The organism is Nocardia salmonicida, assembly GCF_036142455.1.
GTDB classification, from domain to species: Bacteria; Actinomycetota; Actinomycetes; order Mycobacteriales; family Mycobacteriaceae; genus Nocardia; species Nocardia salmonicida.
This window is the reverse complement of record NZ_CP108014.1, coordinates 5,820,949-5,835,153: the sequence shown is the minus strand read 5'-3', so window position 1 is coordinate 5,835,153 and position 14,205 is coordinate 5,820,949. Positions and strand designations below refer to the sequence as shown.

Sequence of the window (14,205 nt, the reverse complement as noted above, 5' to 3'; positions counted from 1 at the left end):
GCATGGCGCGCAAGCGTGAGGTGCGGTTCGAACCGGCGGTGGCGAAGCCGGGGGCGCTGCGACCGGCGATCTCGCCGGGCGACGATCCGACCGACGAACTGACCGTCACCGACGTCGAATATCGCGACGCGGATTTCGCCGAGAGTCACGTTTCCGGGATGAGCGTCGAGGCCTGCCTGTTCGACAGTGTGCGATTTCCGAGCACCCTGCGCCACAGCACCATCGCCGAATCCACCCTGCGGGTCTGCGATCTGGCCAACGTGCAGGCCGACGACTCCTCGCTGATCGAATCCCTGATCGAGCACGGTCGCCTCACCGGATTGTCCTGGACCGCAGGCGTTCTGCGCGACGTACTGATCGACTCCACGCGCGCCGACCTGTCCTCGTTCGCCCAATCTCGCATGCGCACAGTAGTTTTTCGCGACTGCGACCTTCGTCAAGCCGACTTCCAGAGCGTCGAGTTCCGCAACGTCCGCTTCGAGCGCTGCAACCTCGTCGGCGCCCGCTTCGCCGGCGCGCGCATCCAGCAGAACCTTCGCTTCGAAGACTGCGACCTCACCGGCATCTACGGCATTACCGCGCTGCGCGGCGCCACCATCAACGGCGGCGACCCGGAAGGGCTGGCATCAACTCTGGCGCGCGAACTCGGCATCGTTGTCGAATGGCACACCGCTGTCGCTGAGAACTAGCCCAACCAGTCGAGAACCGAAGCGGCAGTCCAGGATTGCTGCATACTGCCCAGCGGAGCGCCGGTGAACGGCTCGTAGTACTCGGCGAAGCTGCCGTCGCTGGCCTGGCGCAGACCTTCGGCTCGGAGCATGTAGGAGCGCTCGGCCCAGCCTCGGCGGGCGAAGGCCCAGGAGAACAGCCAGCTCATGACGGGCCAGACGGGGCCACGCCAGTATTCGCGGGGACGGAAGTCCTTGGAGACGGGGGAGGTCGACGGTGGCAGGGCGTAGCGCAGGTCGGGGTGCCCGCAGAAGCGAGGGCCCTCGAAGGTATTGAGCAGGGCCCGCTCGGCGTGGCGGGACAGGCCGCCCGAGATCAGCGGCGCGAACATGGCGAGGGTCTCGGTGCTGATCCAGCGCTGCAAGCGGGAATCGTAATCCCGTGCGGCGCCGGTTCGTTCGTCGGTGGTGGCGACCACGCCCTTGCGGAAACGTTCGGCCCAGCCGTGCAGTTCGCGGACGTCGGCGTGCGGTTGCTTGTACTCCTCGCCGATATCGGCCAGCACCTCGCAGGCCAGCGCGAAGATCGCGGAGACGAACACGTCCTCCACGGCGAAACTCATCACCGAGGTGAGCTGGAAATCGTCGTAGTTCGCGCGCCGCATCTGCTCGACCAGCCACAGGTAGCGGTCGTATTCGCGGTCGCTGGGGCGCTGGGTCGGGTCGGAGACGATCGAGGTGTCCGCGCGTCGATACGGCGGAAGGTCCTTCCCCGGAACAACATTGGCGTAGGCGCGGTCCCAGCGCGGGGAGTTGTCCATGCCGGATTCCCAGCCGTGGTACAGCGTGATCCGCCCGGTTTCCTTGGGGTCGCGGGCGTGCGCGAGCCAGCGGTGCCAGCGCACCAGATCCGGCCAGCGGCGGTTCAGGAATTCCTCGGCCACGGCCCGGGTGGAGCGGCCGTGCCTGCGGGAATGGTCGAGGATGCGCTGCACGGCGATGGCGTGCACCGGCGGCTGCGTGATGCCGGAGGTGTCGGGGCCGTCGGGCGCGTTCGTCGCCAGCTTGCGACATTCCCACCGCGCGGGCCCGGGGAAGTACCCGTCCACACCGTTGGCGAAGACGATGTGCGGGATCATCCCGTTCTTCCACTGTGCCGACAGCAGCGTGTCGAGTTCGACCACGGCCCGCTCCACGCTCAACGGAGCCAGCCCCACCGCGACGAACGCCGCGTCCCAGCTCCACATGTGTGGGTAGAGGCGGGGCGCGGCGCTGGTCATCGTGCCCAGGTCGTTGCCGCGCAGGAGGTAGGCGGCGCGGGCCGCGAGCTGCGTCGAGGTGAAACCTGGGTCGGTCATCTGTCTATTCTGCGGCGGAGCAGGCCCTATGGCATCTCGACAGCACTGTGACGATCAGTACCCGGCTTGACGCGGCGTGTTCTGGGCGGCCGATCCGACCGAGCTGAGCATGGTGGTGATGCACAGCCCCACCACCAGGTTGACCGCCGCGGTCGCGATCTTGGCGTCCAGATCGGCGACCAGCGTGAACGGCAGGATCACCGCGACGGCGGTGAGGAGCAGACAGATCCAGGTGAAGAACGTGAGCGGGCTCGGCATGGCGAGCAACAACACCATCAGCAGGGCCGTGGCCAGCAGCGCGGCGGCCGCGGCGGCGATCGCGTAGGAGGTGGTGGAGACGGTGCCGTACGCACCCGCGCCTTCCGGCGAGAGGATCGCGATGCCGAGCACGCCCCGGATCAGCATGATCGCGACGACCACCAGCAGGGCGGCGACGACCGCCGTGCCGATACCGCCCGCCCACAGCTTGCCCACATTGACCTTGGGCTCCGGCTCGCCCTGAGGATAGGGGGGCTGGCCCTGGCCGTACTGAGGCTGGCCCTGGTGCTGGGGGTACTGCGGGTCCGCTGGTCCGTAGTTGTACCGGGGATCGGTCATAGTCCGACGGTACTAGTCGTTGCTGTCCTCCGCTGGGGGAAACGGCCAGGGTGTCGAGATCTCTGTGCCCGCTAGCGTGGGATGTATGACGGTGACCAGTACTCCCGCCCAGACCGCTCTCATCACCGGCGCGAGCCGTGGACTCGGTGCCGCGATCGCTCGCGAGCTCTCGCCCACCCACGACCTGCTGCTCGGTGCCCGCTCAGCCGACGCGCTGAAGCCGATTCTCACCGAACTGCCCGATGCGACGGGCTGGCCGGTCGCGCTCACCGACTACCCCGCGGTGGCGGCGGCCGCCGAGCAGATCTCGCGGCTCGATGTCCTCGTGCACAACGCGGGTATCGCCGACCTCGGAACGGTCGCCGAGTCCTCGTCCGAGCAGTGGCGCGAGACTCTCGAGGTCAATCTGATCGCCGTCGTCGAGTTGACGCGGGTGCTGCTGCCCGCGCTGCGCGCCGCGAACGGGCATGTGGTGTTGATCAATTCGGGAGCCGGGCTGCGCGCGCATCCCGGCTGGGGTTCCTATGCGGCGAGCAAGTTCGGGCTGCGCGCTTTCGCCGACGCGCTGCGCCAAGAGGAGCCCGCGCTGCGCGTGACCTCGCTGTTCCCCGGCCGCATCGACACCGATATGCAGCGTGCGATCGTCGCCGACGAGGGTCGCGAGTACCGGGCGGAGGAATTCCTCACCGCCGAGACGGTGGCCGGTGCCGTGCGGACCGCTCTCGACACACCGCGTGACGGACATCCCACCGAGATCGTGCTGCGCCCCCGCTGACCGAAATCGCGTGATTCGGTATGGTCGCCGATGGCTGCGTCCAGGGGGTCGGTACCGGAATTCGCGCAGAGGTATCCGCTGGTTCAGGCGCTCGATGGATTCGACGGGTACCGTCCCGCTGATTTGATCGTGCCCTGGTCAGCGGCCAGGCGCACCCGGTTCGAGTAGGGGTTCGTAAGTGGATAGACGTCGAATGCTGGCGCTGTTGGCCGCAGGTACCGCTGTGGCGCTGACCGGTTGTGCGACCGCCGAGGGCGAGACCGCCGAGGCGGGTTCCGCCGGGGAGATCCCCACGCTGCCGCCCGCTCCGACCCCCGTCCAGCCCCTGCTCCCGCCCCCGCCGGGCGGCCCGAAGTCGATCATTCCCCCGAAGCCCATCACCGCGCTCCCTGGTCAGGGTCGTTCCATGGCGCTCACCGTCGATGACGGCGCCAGCCCCGAAGTCGTCGGCGCCTACGTGAAGTGGGCGAAGGACACCGGCGCCCGCTTCACCTTCTTCGTCACCGGCTACTACGAATCCTGGACCATCCATCGCGACGCGCTACGCCCGCTGGTGGAATCGGGTCAGATCCAACTCGGCAACCACACCTGGAACCACGCCGCCCTGACCAAGATCGGCACCACCGAGGTGGCCGACCAGCTCAGCCGCACGAAAACGTTCCTGCGCAACAACTTCGGCGTCGATGGCACGCCGTACTATCGCCCGCCGTTCGGATATCACAACGCCACCGTCGACAAGGTGGCCGCCGACCTCGGCTACACCGTCCCCACCATGTGGTACGGCTCGCTCTCCGACTCAGGCCTCATCACCGAGGAATACCTGATCGAATGCGCCCACAAGTATTTCGCCGCCCAGACCATCATCATCGGCCACGCCAATTTCCCCCCGGTCACCCACTGCTACGGCCAACTGGTCGACATCATCAGGGAACGCAACTTGGCCTTGGTCACGCTGAATGATGTTCTCCAGGTGCAGGCCTGACGGAAAAGCCCCGGCGATGTGACTTTCGTCAGAGATCGTTCCGGGGCTTTGCCGTAGGTGCTATCGCAGGTCAGGGGACGATGTTGACCATCTTGCCCGGCACCACGATGATCTTGCGCGGTGCTTGACCTTCGAGCAGGGCGATGACCTTCTCGTCGGCCAGGGCGGCAGCTTCGATCGCCGCTGAATCGGCATCGGCGGGAACATGGATTCGGCTGCGTACCTTGCCCTTCACCTGGATCGGGTATTCCACCGAGTCCGCGACCAGCAGCGCCGGGTCGGCGGCGGGGAAGGGTCCGTGGGCCAGGGATGCGTTGTGGCCCAGGCGTTCCCACAGTTCCTCGGCGATGTGGGGAGCCATCGGGGCGAGCATCAGCACCAGGGGTTCCACGGCGGCGCGGGGGGCGCCGGTGGGGTAGTTCTTGGTGAGGTGGTTGGTGAGCTCGATCAGCTTGGCGCCGGCGGTGTTGTCGCGCAACGCGGCCAGGTCATCGTCGACACCGGCGATGGTGCGGTGCACCAGGCGCAGGGTCTCGTCCGAGGGCGCGGCGTCGGTTGCCTTCACCGTGCCGGTTTCCTCGTCGACCACCAGGCGCCAGACGCGCTGCAGGAAGCGGTGCGCGCCGACGACGTCCTTGGTCGCCCACGGGCGCGAGGTGTCCAGCGGACCCATCGACATCTCGTAGAAGCGGAAGGTGTCGGCGCCGTAGAGGTCGCACATCTCGTCGGGCGAGATGGCGTTCTTCAGCGACTTGCCGATCTTGCCGTACTCCTGGAAGACCTCGATCTCCACGCCGTCGGCGCCGGTCCAGAAGAACTTCGCGTCACGCTCGACGATCTCGGCGGCGGGCACATACGCGCCACGGGAGTCGGTGTAGGCGTAACCCTGCACGTAACCCTGGTTGTACAGGCGGCGGTAGGGCTCGCTGCCCGATACATCGCCCAGGTCGAAGAGCACTTTCTGCCAGAACCGCGCGTACAGCAGGTGCAGCACCGCGTGCTCCACACCGCCCACGTACAGGTCGACGCCGCCCGGGTCGTTCGGGCCGTGCTCGGCCGTGCGCGGGCCGAGCCAGTACTTCTCGTTCTCCTCGGCGCAGAATGTCTCGGCGTTGGTCGGGTCGGCGTAGCGCAGCTGGTACCACGAGGATCCGGCCCAGTTGGGCATGACATTGGTGTCGCGGCGGTACTGCTTGGGGCCGTCGCCCAGATCCAGCTCGACGTTGACCCAATCGGTGGCCTTGGCCAGCGGCGGGGACGGCTCGGAGTTCGCGTCGTCGGCGTCGAAGGTGACCGGCGCGAAGTCTTCCATCTCCGGAAGTTCCACGGGCAACATGGATTCCGGCAGTGCGTGCGCCACACCGTCGGCGTCGTAGACGATCGGGAACGGCTCGCCCCAGTACCGCTGACGGGCGAACAGCCAGTCGCGCAGCTTGTACTGGACGGTGCCGGTGCCATGGCCTTCGGCTTCGAGGTGACCGATCATGGTCGCCTTGGCCTCGTCGACCGGAAGTCCGTTCAGGAAGCCGGAATTCACCAGAGCGCCGTCGCCGGAGTAAGCGGCCTCGCTCACGTCGCCGCCCGCGATCACCTCGACGATGGGCAGACCCAGCGTGGTCGCGAAATCCCAGTCGCGGCCGTCGTGGCCGGGGACCGCCATGATGGCGCCGGTGCCGTAGCCGCTCAGCACGTAGTCGGCGATGAAGATCGGCACCTGCGTGCCGTCGGCCGGGTTGGTGGCGTAGGAGCCGAGGAAGACGCCGGTCTTCTCCTTGTTCTCCTGACGTTCCAGATCCGACTTCGCCGCGATCGACTTGCGGTATGCGGCAACGGCTTCCGCGGGGGTGGCGCTGTCGTTGGTCCAGCGGGCGTCGGTGCCGGCGGGCCATGCTCCGGCGGTCAGCTTGTCGACCAGCTCGTGCTCGGGGGCCAGCACCACATACGTCGCGCCGAACAGCGTGTCGGGTCGGGTGGTGAACACCTCGATGGTCTCGCCATCGGCGTCGAACCGCACCTGCGCACCACGCGAGCGCCCGATCCAGTTGCGCTGCATGGACTTCACGTTGTCGGGCCAGTCCAGCGTGTCCAGATCGTCGACCAGGCGATCGGAGTAGGCGGTGATGCGCATCATCCACTGCCACATGCGCTTACGGAACACGGGGAAGTTCCCGCGCTCGCTGCGCCCATCGGTGGTGACCTCTTCGTTCGACAGCACCGTACCCAACCCTGGGCACCAGTTGACGATCGAATCCGACTGGTACACAAGGCGATACGAGTCGATCAGCGCGCCGCGTCCGGCGGGCGACATGGTGTTCCATTCACCGTCGGGAACCGGACGCGCACCCGTGGCGAACTGCTCTTCCAGATCCGCGATCGGCCGTGCCCGGCCGGCTTCCTGGTCGTACCAGGCGTTGTAGATGCGCAGGAAGATCCACTGTGTCCACCGGTAGTACTCGGGGTCGGTGGTGGCGAACGAACGCCGCGGGTCGTGGCCGAGGCCCAACCGGTCCAGCTGACGCTGCATCGTGGCGATATTGGCCTCGGTGGTCACCCGCGGGTGCGCGCCGGTCTGCACGGCGTACTGCTCGGCGGGCAGACCGAAGGCGTCGTAACCGAGCGCGTGCAGCACGTTGCGGCCGCGCATGCGGTGGTAGCGGCCGAACACATCGGTGGCGATATAGCCGAGCGGGTGACCCACGTGCAGGCCCGCACCCGACGGGAACGGGAACATGTCCTGGATGAACAGCTTGTCCGGCGGCGTCTCACCAGCCAGCGGGCCGACCGGGTTCGGCGCGTTGAAGGTGCCGCGCTCGGTCCAGTTCTGCTGCCAGCGGCGCTCGATCCGCCCAGCCAGCTCGGCGTTGTACCGGTGCTGAGGTACGTCAGTCTCGGTTGCACGAGTGTCCTGCACGGTCCTGCCTTCTTGTTCTCGCCGATCCCCGGTAAACATCGTCTAACAGCGTAGAACGTTGATGCGAGGCGATTTCCCAAGGGCCGAGAACGGGCCGCCCGGTCCTGCGCGCCCCCGCAGGCGCGCACCGTCGGTGTGTGGCCGGTCACCCTCGGTGGGGAGCCCTATTTTCGGGTCTTTACGGGTGCGCTAGCCTGCATGAATGGTCGTCGTCGCTCTCCTGTTGTTCGCGCTGGCCGCGGTCGCCATCGCGACCGGCGTGCTCGGACTGCTCGGCAAACTGCCCCGCAATCGCTTTCTCGGTGTCACGACGGAAGCCGCGCTGCACAGCGACGACAATTTCCGTATCGCCAACCGCATCGCCGCCCCCACCTCGGTCGGCGCGGGCGCCCTGCTGTTCGCCGGCGGCCTCGTCGTCCTCGGAGCCGGTGGTTTCGCGGGCCTCGGCGTAGCCGCGCTGGTCGCGGTGATCGCGGTCTTCACCCTCGGCGCGGGCGCCAACGCCGCGGCACGCACAGTCGAACCCCTGCTGCCTCCCGCTCCGGTGGGCGGCTGCGGCTCCTCCTGCGGCGGCTGCTCCATCCGCGACACCTGCGCCCCCGCGAACTAACCCCCTAGCGGCGGGTCTCGCACTCCGGTACAACGGAGGCAGGACCTTGATCGGGGGAATCATGAAGGTTGTCGGGGCGGGGCTCGTTCTCGCGTTGATCGGTGCGATCACTACCAGCTATTCGACGAGCACGGGGATCGTCGTGCTCGTGATCGCGGCGGTCGTCGTCGTGGTCGGCGGCATTCTCGCCTTTCGTGATCCCGGCGGGTCACGGAAGTCGAAGCGGTGGTGGGCTGCGGGGACGTCTACGGCCGGGGTCAGCTGGTTCGGTGACGGTGGCGGGCAGCATCACGGCGGCAGTGGAAACAGCGGCAGCGGTGGGCACGGTGGGGGCGGCTGCGGGGGTGGCAGCAGCTGCGGAGGCGGCGGCTGTGGGGGTGGCGGCGGCGAGTGATCGCTGACCACGGCCTCGACAGTGGTTGAGCCACAAGGAGATTGCAAGAACGCGCGGTTACGGTCTCCCTCGACATACCGATCCAGGTAGGAGGGGTCCATGAGTATCAGCGATGTGGTCACCACTGTTCTCGCGCTTCTTGTCGGAATGATCGGCGTGGTGGGAATCGTGACCGTGCCGGTCATGGCCATTCTGGCGATAGTTCAGCAGGTCTCCGATCCGGCGGGGCGACCGGAAAGGCGCGCGCGGATCGCGGCGAATCGACATGCACGGGAGCTGGCGCGGGCTCGGAATCGGAATCGGGGGCACAGCTCGGGGGCGAGTAGCAGTTGGAGTTCGGCCGGAACGAGCTGGTCCAGCGGTAGTAGTGACAGCGGCGGTAGCAGTTGGTCGGGGAGTTGCGATTCCGGGTCGAGCAGTAGCTGTGGCGGCGGTAGCAGCAGTAGCTGTGGTGGCGGCAGCAGCTGCTGAGGAAAGCCGTGGGGGCAGTAGGTAATTCGGTGTCGTCGGTAGGCGGCGATGCTCATCTCGGGGAGGAACCATGGTCTTTGTCTTGGCATTCATCGTCGCTGTAGTCGGGCTGTTGCTCGGGGGCGGTACGGGAGCAGTCCTGCTGGCGACCACGGCCGTGCTGGTGTTGTTCGGGCTGGTCATGCTCGGTGCCACACCGGAAGCCAGACGCGAACGGCACGCTGCCGCCGGCCGCAGGGCGCGCGGTCGGGCGGTGTCGGAGCAGGCGGGGCGGGCGAAAGGCGGGCGCCGCTCGATCGAAAGAGAGCGCGACGACTGAGGTGTCGCGGTGGGACGCCGCTGGTTTTCCGAAAGGGGATTGTAAGAACTCGCGGTTACGTTCGGTCTCGACATGCTGGTCCAGCGACAGCGACAGTAGCGGACCGGTAAGTCGAGGGTTCATGGGAGCTACGCACCGAATTTCGAAAGTCACAGGAGGTTCCGATGGCCGCTACGCGTGCTGACCTACGAGGAGGCAGGGTATACGTTGCCGGGTCACTTGTTCTGCTGGTTGTCGGGCTGATTTCCGCGGCATTCGGGTGGATGTTCACGGAAGCGATTCTGTTCGGCTCGCTGGTGTTCTTCGTCTTGGGCGCCACTCGGATCGTACTGGGGTCGAAGCGGGGTAAAAGCGGTAAAGCGCGCAGGTCGGGATGGATTGCCGGGGGTGGTGCCGGTGCCGGTTTCGCCGGAACGGGTGATGGTGGCAGCGGTGACGGCGGCAGCGGGGGAAGCTGCGGTGGCGGAAGTGGGTGCGGTGGCGGGGGCGGCTGTGGTGGCGGTGGTGGGTGTTGAGCCGCGGATGACCGGGACCTGGTGGAGGGACCGGGTCCCGGTCGTGGTGACCCGGTGCGCACCGGGTCGGGTTCCGTTGTCGAACTGACTACCGCAGGTCGACGAGGGCGGCGTGGACTGCCCGGCCCGCGACAGGGTCGCCGACCGCGATGCGGGCGCTACCGTCGGGGTAGGCCTTTGCCTTGATGCCGGCGCGGCGCAGGGCGGTGGCTACCCCGGGTCCGGGCAGGTAGAGGAAGTTCGCGTGACTGCGGGGGACATCGATTCCGCAGGCCAGCAGGGTCATTCGCAGGAGATCGCGTTCGCCGTTGATTCGGTCGACGCGGTCGCGAAGTTCCTTGCCTGCCGCGTAGGCGGCGCGCACCGCGGCGACGGACGCGGTGGGGGTGCCGAAGGGCAACTGCTGGTGGCGGATTCGTTCGATCAGCTTTCCACGGCCCACGCAGTAGCCGATCCGCAGCCCGGCCAATCCGTACGCCTTGGAGAAGGTGCGCAGGATCAGCAGATTCGGGTGGCGGTGCAGCAGGGTGCGAATGTCGAGACGGTCTGTCGGATCGAGGAATTCGACGTAGGCCTCGTCGAGCAGAACCGGCACCCGGCGGGGAATCGCGGCGAGAAAGGATCGGACGGCCGCCGAGTCGAGCACGGTGCCGGTGGGGTTGTGGGGGCGGCACAGCACGACCAGGGAGGTGCGCCGGTTCACCGAGCGGCGCATGGCGGTGAGGTCCTGATTGCCGCCGACGTCGAGGGGAATCGGGACCAGCGTCATCCCGGCCATGTCGGCCATGATCGGGTAGCCGTCGAAAGTCGGTGTACTGGTGAGCAGTTCACCGCTACCGAGCGTCCGCATCACCTGCATCGCGACACCGGTGGCCCCCGCGCCGACCACCACGTCGTCGGGCGAGACCCCGAGGTGATCGGCGATGACTCGCGGCAGTTCTTCCGGAAGGAACTCCGGATACCGGTTGGCATGAGTCAGTGCGGTATTCACCGCCGACAGCACGGAAGGCAACGGTGGGAACGGATTCTCGCTGAGGCCGAGGTCGAACAGCGTCGGGGTCGCAGTGGTGTGGAACCGACGGGAGGGGATCGTCGGGTCCACCAGCCGCATAGTCATCGCGCGGCGCCCCAGCGAATAGCCGCCGCGCCGGCGAAGTCACCCGCGTGCGCGAACGCCGACAGCAACACCACCGACCCGTTGCGCAATCGGCCCGCGCGGTTCTCCGCGTCGAGCGTTACGGGAATGCCTGCGGCGAAAAGGTTTCCGCACTGATCGAACGTATCGGGGTGACGTTCGGCGGGCAGTTCCAGCGCATCGTGCCAGTTGCGCAGGAACAGCCGGTTCGGCTGATTGGTGATGAAGGTGTCGATATCGCTGCTCTTCACCCCGATCCGCTTGCAGACCTCCAGCGCCACCTCGGGTACCAAGCGATTGCCGCGCGCGAACACCTTGGTGATCTTGGATTCGGAAAAGCTCACGCAGCCCTGGCCCTCGCCCGGCTCCCAGTACTTGCGCGGACCGTTCGTGGAGAAGTCCATGTCACCGGCGAATTCGGGGTAGGTGCGGGTTTCGATGTCGAGGATCGGGCCCGAATCGTCCTTGCGCAGCAGGCCGATTCCGCAGCCGTCACCGGGCACCGGAGCCTGTGCCAGCTTCCGGATATCGGGCTGGGTGAACACCGGGCCCGCGCAATTCTGCGCGGCGACGATCAGCGCGGTCTTGGCGTCGCTGGTGGCCATCATCATCCGGGCCATCGCCATCATCTGGACGAAGGCCGCGCAACCGCTGTTGTGCACATCGAGCACCTGCGAGGGTTTCGCCCCGAGCCGTCGGGCCAGTTCGGGCCCGGCGCCGAGCACCGGATTATCGGGCAGTTGGGTGTGTGTGATGATGATATCGATCTCGGCGGCGAGATCGGCGCCGTGGCGTTCGCGCAGTTGGGCGAACGCTTGCTCGGCCATGTCGACGGCGGTTTCGTCGCGTCCGATGTGATGGCGACCGGTCGGCGAACGGAACATCACGTTCTTCGCCATCCGCTCCGAACGCGAGAACTGGGTGAAGTAGTCGGTCGGAACGGGGTCGCCGGGCAGATAGCTCGCGACATCGACCAGACTCACCTGCGGCATATTCACTGCATCCACTCCGGCTTGATGGGCAGCCCGTTGGCCGCGCGGTATTCACAAATGGCTTTGAGGTTGTCCAGCTCGAGCTGGTGTCCGGCGGAGAACATCTCCCAGAAATCGCCGACCCAGACCGGGCGTTTCGGCGGAGCTGTTTCGGGATAGCCGTTTTCGTCGTAGAAGGGGTGCTTGCAGTTGACCCACGTCACCACCGAACCCGGCTTGTTGAACACCACCTGGGCGTCGACCACCCGCATCAGATAGATCATCCAGAGGTGCTCGGACTGGTCCCACGCGCAGTGATAGTCGACGGTCATCGCGTCGGAATGGGCGACGGTGCGGGTGAAACACTTGGTCGCGTCACCGAGGCGGTCGTAGGACAGCCACAGGCCGGGTTCGGCGGTTTCGACGAATCCCCGCAGGCTGTAGGTCCATTCCTCGAGCGAGCGGGTGTCGGCGAGGTACTCGTAGACCTCGCGCGGCGGCGCCGCGATGTAGGTCTGCACGGGGCAGTAGTCGCCGAAGATCTGGTCGTGCGGATACACCGACCGCAGCATGTCCATGATGATCGGCGTAGTGGTCTCCCGATCGGAGTTCTCGATGCGGATGACGCCGGGCACCACCTCATCGGGGATGTCGGACAGGGCAGGCAGGGCGCTGGTGGTCACGGGGTGCTCCTGGAGGATTCGAGGGCGGACAGGAAGGGCAGAAACGGCGGGACTTCGTCGGGGTCGCAGAGGATTTCGAGAAACGCGGGTCCGGCGGCGGCGAAGCTGTGGTCGAGCGCGTCGGACAACCGGTGCGGGTCGGAGACGGTGCGGGCCGGCAGCCCGGGGAACATGGCCGCGATGCCGGCTCCCAGATGTGACGGTTGAAAACGGTTGAAGCTGTAGCGATCCCGGTAGTAGAGCTGTTCCCGGGTGACGCACATGGCGTGCGCGTTGTTGTTGAACACCACGAAGGTGATGGGCAGGTCGTGTTCGATCGCGGTGTGAATCTCCATGCCGTGCATGAAGAAGGAGCCGTCACCTGCGATGACGACGGTGCGGTGCGAGCCGTCGGGCGCGGCGCGGCGGGCGAACGCGGAACCGATACCCGCGCCGAAGGCGTAACCCATTCCGCCCATCCCGAGTGCGACTGTGAACCGTCCGCCCTCGGGTACCCGTAGGTAATGCACCACCGAGGCGCCGGTGTTACCCGCGTCGGCGAAAATATCCGCGCCATCGGGCAGCGCGCGCTGGATCGCCTCGACGACGGTGCGATAGCGCAGCCCGGGGCCCGCCGCTTCGGGGACTGCCATCGGCGTGAGCTCGGCGGAACGAGGGCTCGTCGTCGACCCCGCGCCGATGTCGGCCAGCAGCGTGGCGATGGTCCCCGCGAGATCCGCGCTGGTGGCGTGGGTCGCCGCGAGGTACGGCGCACGTGCGCCGACGCTGAGTACCGGGAGGTCGGCGAGGGCGGCGTCGAGCCCGGCTCGGGCAGTGACCGGGAGGCGGGTGCCGACCAGCAGGCAGGCGCTGGCCGCCGAAAGGGCCTCGACCAGCTCGGGATGGCCCATGCTGCCCGAGACGCCGCAGTAGCCGGGGCCCGTGTTGGAGTACACGTCCTTGGCGTCGGGGGCCAAGCCGATGGCGGCGTCGAGCGTGGCGACCAGTTCGGCGAGTTCAGCGCGGGCATCGTCGCGGGCGACCTGATCACCGGCGATGATCACCACCTTCCCTGTGCGCCGGGCGTCTGCGAGTTCGGTGGCGATGGCGTGCGAGGAAGTCTCTGCCGGGGAGCTCAGCGAGGCTCGATCGCGCTGTGTTCCGGCCGCAGCGGTGTCGAACTGCCGCACCAGGGTGGAATCCGGCATCGCCTGCTGCTGTACATCTTTCGGGATCAGTAGCACCGCCGGTCCGCCGCCTTCCGCGGCCGCGATCGCCGCGGCGAGCTGATCGGGCAGCTCGATCGGGTCGGTTACGCGAGCGCAGTACCTGCTGATCGTCGCGAACAGCGCTGCCGCGTCGATGGAGTCGGCCAGACCGCTCGAATCCTGAAATGCGCCGAGCCCTTCGAGGTTGGTGGGCGGCTGTCCGACCAATGCCAGTACCGGCACTCGCGAGGTGAACGACTCAGCAAGTCCGGCAACAAGATTGACCGCTCCGCCACCCGAAGTGGCAGCCACGACACCCATCCCGCCGGTGCTGCGCGCATATCCGTCAGCCATCGTCGCCGCGGAGAACTCGTGTTTGGCGACGATTCCGGCGGGCGAACCGCCCGCGTCGAAGATCGCGTCGTAGAGGTCCTCGATATTGGCGCCGTCCACGCCGAAGATCTGGGTGATTCCCCGGTCGGCTACCGTTCGTACCAGGTAGTCGACCACTCTGTCCGGCATCGGCCCTCCTTCTCCGCGACGAAAATGTGACGCCGCTGTGCACCGCGTCTGATGTGGTTACGAGGCGCGCCGAGGGGGAGTTCAGAGGGTGGGTGAAAACCACCCCT

14 protein-coding genes are annotated in these 14,205 nt (G+C 67.1%); 6 read left to right on the top strand and 8 right to left on the bottom strand.

From position 1 onward, the window contains the following. The first annotated feature begins 2 nt into the window (after window positions 1–2). Window positions 3–689 (top strand): pentapeptide repeat-containing protein, encoded by a 687-nt coding sequence (locus tag OHS03_RS27340; protein ID WP_328658024.1) that lies wholly within the window; start codon window positions 3–5, stop codon window positions 687–689. Here the strand turns inward: OHS03_RS27340 and ggh are convergent. Together ggh and OHS03_RS27330 are read right to left on the bottom strand one after the other, a co-directional pair. Further along, entirely contained in the window at window positions 686–2,026 is a 1,341-nt protein-coding gene (gene ggh / locus OHS03_RS27335) for a glucosylglycerate hydrolase (RefSeq protein ID WP_056823820.1), read from the bottom strand. The genes OHS03_RS27340 and ggh overlap by 4 nt on opposite strands. Before the next feature lie 54 nt (window positions 2,027–2,080). Then, a complete protein-coding gene (locus OHS03_RS27330) occupies window positions 2,081–2,623 on the bottom strand; it encodes a DUF6069 family protein (RefSeq protein ID WP_328658022.1) in 543 nt (180 codons plus the stop codon). An 85-nt stretch (window positions 2,624–2,708) separates the two neighbouring features. On the opposite strand from OHS03_RS27330, the gene OHS03_RS27325 reads away from it, so the two are divergent. After that, a complete protein-coding gene (locus tag OHS03_RS27325) occupies window positions 2,709–3,398 on the top strand; it encodes an SDR family oxidoreductase (RefSeq protein ID WP_328658020.1) in 690 nt (229 codons plus the stop codon). Between the two features lie 193 nt (window positions 3,399–3,591). Continuing rightward, window positions 3,592–4,380 (top strand): polysaccharide deacetylase family protein, encoded by a 789-nt coding sequence (locus OHS03_RS27320; RefSeq protein ID WP_328664422.1) that lies wholly within the window; start codon window positions 3,592–3,594, stop codon window positions 4,378–4,380. Window positions 4,381–4,450: 70 nt separating this feature from the next. On the opposite strand, the gene leuS is transcribed toward OHS03_RS27320, so the two are convergent. Next, the gene (gene leuS / locus OHS03_RS27315) at window positions 4,451–7,291 is read right to left on the bottom strand and encodes a leucine--tRNA ligase (protein ID WP_328658018.1); all 2,841 of its coding nucleotides are present in this window, start codon (window positions 7,289–7,291) and stop codon (window positions 4,451–4,453) included. A gap of 202 nt (window positions 7,292–7,493) precedes the next feature. Between leuS and OHS03_RS27310 the strand changes: the two genes are divergently transcribed. After that, a complete protein-coding gene (locus OHS03_RS27310) occupies window positions 7,494–7,901 on the top strand; it encodes an SdpI family protein (protein ID WP_056823805.1) in 408 nt (135 codons plus the stop codon). Window positions 7,902–7,962: 61 nt separating this feature from the next. After that, window positions 7,963–8,295, top strand: a complete 333-nt coding sequence (locus OHS03_RS27305) for a hypothetical protein (protein WP_328658017.1) — start codon at window positions 7,963–7,965, stop codon at window positions 8,293–8,295. 203 nt (window positions 8,296–8,498) lie between these two features. Here the strand turns inward: OHS03_RS27305 and OHS03_RS27300 are convergent, their stop codons facing one another. After that, window positions 8,499–8,822 carry a hypothetical protein gene (locus OHS03_RS27300; protein WP_328658015.1) on the bottom strand — a complete coding sequence of 108 codons (324 nt, stop codon included), beginning with the start codon at window positions 8,820–8,822 and terminating at the stop codon, window positions 8,499–8,501. Between the two features lie 14 nt (window positions 8,823–8,836). Here OHS03_RS27300 and OHS03_RS27295 point away from each other — a divergent pair, with 14 nt between their 5' ends. Next, window positions 8,837–9,085, top strand: a complete 249-nt coding sequence (locus tag OHS03_RS27295) for a hypothetical protein (protein WP_328658013.1) — start codon at window positions 8,837–8,839, stop codon at window positions 9,083–9,085. Between the two features lie 603 nt (window positions 9,086–9,688). Here OHS03_RS27295 and OHS03_RS27290 read toward each other — a convergent pair. Genes OHS03_RS27290 through OHS03_RS27275 form a run of 4 tightly spaced genes read right to left on the bottom strand, consistent with a single transcriptional unit; the run spans window position 9,689 to window position 14,098 of the window. Then, window positions 9,689–10,717: an aminotransferase class I/II-fold pyridoxal phosphate-dependent enzyme gene (locus OHS03_RS27290; protein WP_328658012.1), complete on the bottom strand. Its 1,029-nt coding sequence runs from the start codon at window positions 10,715–10,717 to the stop codon at window positions 9,689–9,691. Then, entirely contained in the window at window positions 10,714–11,727 is a 1,014-nt protein-coding gene (locus OHS03_RS27285) for a 3-oxoacyl-ACP synthase III family protein (protein ID WP_328664419.1), read from the bottom strand. Before OHS03_RS27285 ends, OHS03_RS27290 begins: the two co-directional genes overlap by 4 nt. 2 nt (window positions 11,728–11,729) lie before the next feature. After that, window positions 11,730–12,389 (bottom strand): hypothetical protein, encoded by a 660-nt coding sequence (locus OHS03_RS27280; RefSeq protein WP_063056601.1) that lies wholly within the window; start codon window positions 12,387–12,389, stop codon window positions 11,730–11,732. Beyond that, a complete protein-coding gene (locus OHS03_RS27275; protein WP_328658010.1) occupies window positions 12,386–14,098 on the bottom strand; it encodes a thiamine pyrophosphate-binding protein in 1,713 nt (570 codons plus the stop codon). Before OHS03_RS27275 ends, OHS03_RS27280 begins: the two co-directional genes overlap by 4 nt. Between the last annotated feature and the right edge of the window lie 107 nt (window positions 14,099–14,205).